The organism is Limnobaculum eriocheiris (assembly GCF_021010575.1).
GTDB classification, from domain to species: domain Bacteria; phylum Pseudomonadota; class Gammaproteobacteria; order Enterobacterales; family Enterobacteriaceae; genus Limnobaculum; species Limnobaculum eriocheiris.
This window is the reverse complement of the sequence record NZ_JAJNAG010000085.1, coordinates 1-3,022: the sequence shown is the minus strand read 5'-3', so window position 1 is coordinate 3,022 and position 3,022 is coordinate 1. Positions and strand designations below refer to the sequence as shown.

At 52.1% G+C, this 3,022-nt stretch carries 2 rRNA genes; both read right to left on the bottom strand.

Annotated features, from left to right (window positions below):
- Positions 1 to 5 precede the first annotated feature (5 nt).
- Positions 6 to 121 (bottom strand): 5S ribosomal RNA (gene rrf, locus LPW36_RS17510).
- 135 nt (positions 122 to 256) lie between these two features.
- A 23S ribosomal RNA gene (locus tag LPW36_RS17505) occupies positions 257 to 3,022 on the bottom strand; the annotation flags it as partial.

Genomic DNA, 3,022 nt, shown 5'->3' with positions numbered 1-3,022 from the left:
TTAAAGCCTGGCAGTTCCCTACTCTCGCATGGGGAAGCCCCACACTACCATCGGCGCTACGGCGTTTCACTTCTGAGTTCGGCATGGGGTCAGGTGGGACCACCGCGCTATCGCCGCCAGGCATATTCTGTACATGAACCGTTGGATGCCAATATCGATATCACTACCGCTATCCACACAACCATCCATTTCAATCCTGAACATTCGCTGAAATTTAAATTCTTCTCTCAATCCACCAAAACACCTTCGGTGTTGTAAGGTTAAGCCTCACGGTTCATTAGTATCGGTTAGCTCAACGTATCGCTACGCTTACACACCCGACCTATCAACGTCATCGTCTTTAACGTTCCTTCAGGGACCTTTAAGGCCCAGGGAAGACTCATCTCGAGGCAAGTTTCCCGCTTAGATGCTTTCAGCGGTTATCTTTTCCGCACGTAGCTACCGGGCAATGCCATTGGCATGACAACCCGAACACCAGTGGTGCGTTCACTCCGGTCCTCTCGTACTAGGAGCAACCCCTCTCAATCTTCCAGCGCCCACGGCAGATAGGGACCGAACTGTCTCACGACGTTCTAAACCCAGCTCGCGTACCACTTTAAACGGCGAACAGCCGTACCCTTGGGACCTACTTCAGCCCCAGGATGTGATGAGCCGACATCGAGGTGCCAAACACCGCCGTCGATATGAACTCTTGGGCGGTATCAGCCTGTTATCCCCGGAGTACCTTTTATCCGTTGAGCGATGGCCCTTCCATTCAGAACCACCGGATCACTAAGACCTACTTTCGTACCTGCTCGAGCCGTCACTCTCGCAGTCAAGCTAGCTTATGCCTTTGCACTAACCTCACGATGTCCGACCGTGATTAGCTAACCTTCGTGCTCCTCCGTTACTCTTTGGGAGGAGACCGCCCCAGTCAAACTACCCACCAGACACTGTCCTCAACCCCGATCAGGGGCCAAAGTTAGAACATCAAACATTAAAGGGTGGTATTTCAAGGTTGGCTCCACGATGACTGGCGTCACCGCTTCAAAGCCTCCCACCTATCCTACACATCAAGGCTCAATGTTCAGTGTCAAGCTATAGTAAAGGTTCACGGGGTCTTTCCGTCTTGCCGCGGGTACACAGCATCTTCACTGCGAGTTCAATTTCACTGAGTCTCGGGTGGAGACAGCCTGGCCATCATTACGCCATTCGTGCAGGTCGGAACTTACCCGACAAGGAATTTCGCTACCTTAGGACCGTTATAGTTACGGCCGCCGTTTACTGGGGCTTCGATCAAGAGCTTCGCTTACGCTAACCCCATCAATTAACCTTCCAGCACCGGGCAGGCGTCACACCGTATACGTCCACTTTCGTGTTTGCACAGTGCTGTGTTTTTAATAAACAGTTGCAGCCAGCTGGTATCTTCGACTGGCTTCAGCTCCATGAGTAAATCACTTCACCTAATGCCAGCGTGCCTTCTCCCGAAGTTACGGCACCATTTTGCCTAGTTCCTTCACCCGAGTTCTCTCAAGCGCCTGAGTATTCTCTACCTGACCACCTGTGTCGGTTTGGGGTACGATTTAATGTTACCTGGAGCTTAGAGGCTTTTCCTGGAAGCAGGGCATCAACTACTTCACCACCGTAGTGGCTCGTCATCACGCCTCAGTGTTAATAAGCAATCGGATTTACCTAATCGCTCCACCTACACGCTTAAACCGGGACAACCGTCGCCCGGATAGCCTAGCCTTCTTCGTCCCCCCTTCGCAGTAACACCAAGTACAGGAATATTAACCTGTTTCCCATCGACTACGCCTTTCGGCCTCGCCTTAGGGGTCGACTCACCCTGCCCCGATTAACGTTGGACAGGAACCCTTGGTCTTCCGGCGAGCGGGCTTTTCACCCGCTTTATCGTTACTTATGTCAGCATTCGCACTTCTGATACCTCCAGCAAACCTCACAGTTCACCTTCAACGGCTTACAGAACGCTCCCCTACCCAACAATACTTTCGTATCGCTGCCGCAGCTTCGGTGCATGGTTTAGCCCCGTTACATCTTCCGCGCAGGCCGACTCGACCAGTGAGCTATTACGCTTTCTTTAAATGATGGCTGCTTCTAAGCCAACATCCTGGCTGTCTGGGCCTTCCCACATCGTTTCCCACTTAACCATGACTTTGGGACCTTAGCTGGCGGTCTGGGTTGTTTCCCTCTTCACGACGGACGTTAGCACCCGCCGTGTGTCTCCCGTGATAACATTCTTCGGTATTCGGAGTTTGCATCGAGTTGGTAAGCCGGGATGGCCCCCTAGTCGAAACAGTGCTCTACCCCCGAAGATGAGTTCACGAGGCGCTACCTAAATAGCTTTCGGGGAGAACCAGCTATCTCCCGGTTTGATTGGCCTTTCACCCCCAGCCACAAGTCATCCGCTAATTTTTCAACATTAGTCGGTTCGGTCCTCCAGTTAGTGTTACCCAACCTTCAACCTGCCCATGGCTAGATCACCGGGTTTCGGGTCTATACCTTGCAACTTGACGCCCAGTTAAGACTCGGTTTCCCTACGGCTCCCCTATTCGGTTAACCTTGCTACAAAATATAAGTCGCTGACCCATTATACAAAAGGTACGCAGTCACACCCATTAAGAGTGCTCCCACTGCTTGTACGTACACGGTTTCAGGTTCTTTTTCACTCCCCTCGCCGGGGTTCTTTTCGCCTTTCCCTCACGGTACTGGTTCACTATCGGTCAGTCAGGAGTATTTAGCCTTGGAGGATGGTCCCCCCGTATTCAGACAGGATGTCACGTGTCCCGCCTTACTCATCGAACTCACAGCCTGTGCATTTTGGTGTACGGGACTATCACCCTGTATCGTGCGACTTTCCAGACGCTTCCACTAACACACAAACTGATTCAGGTTCTGGGCTCCTCCCCGTTCGCTCGCCGCTACTGGGGGAATCTCGGTTGATTTCTTTTCCTCGGGGTACTTAGATGTTTCAGTTCCCCCGGTTCGCCTCATACGACTATGTATTCATCGTATGATAGTGCAA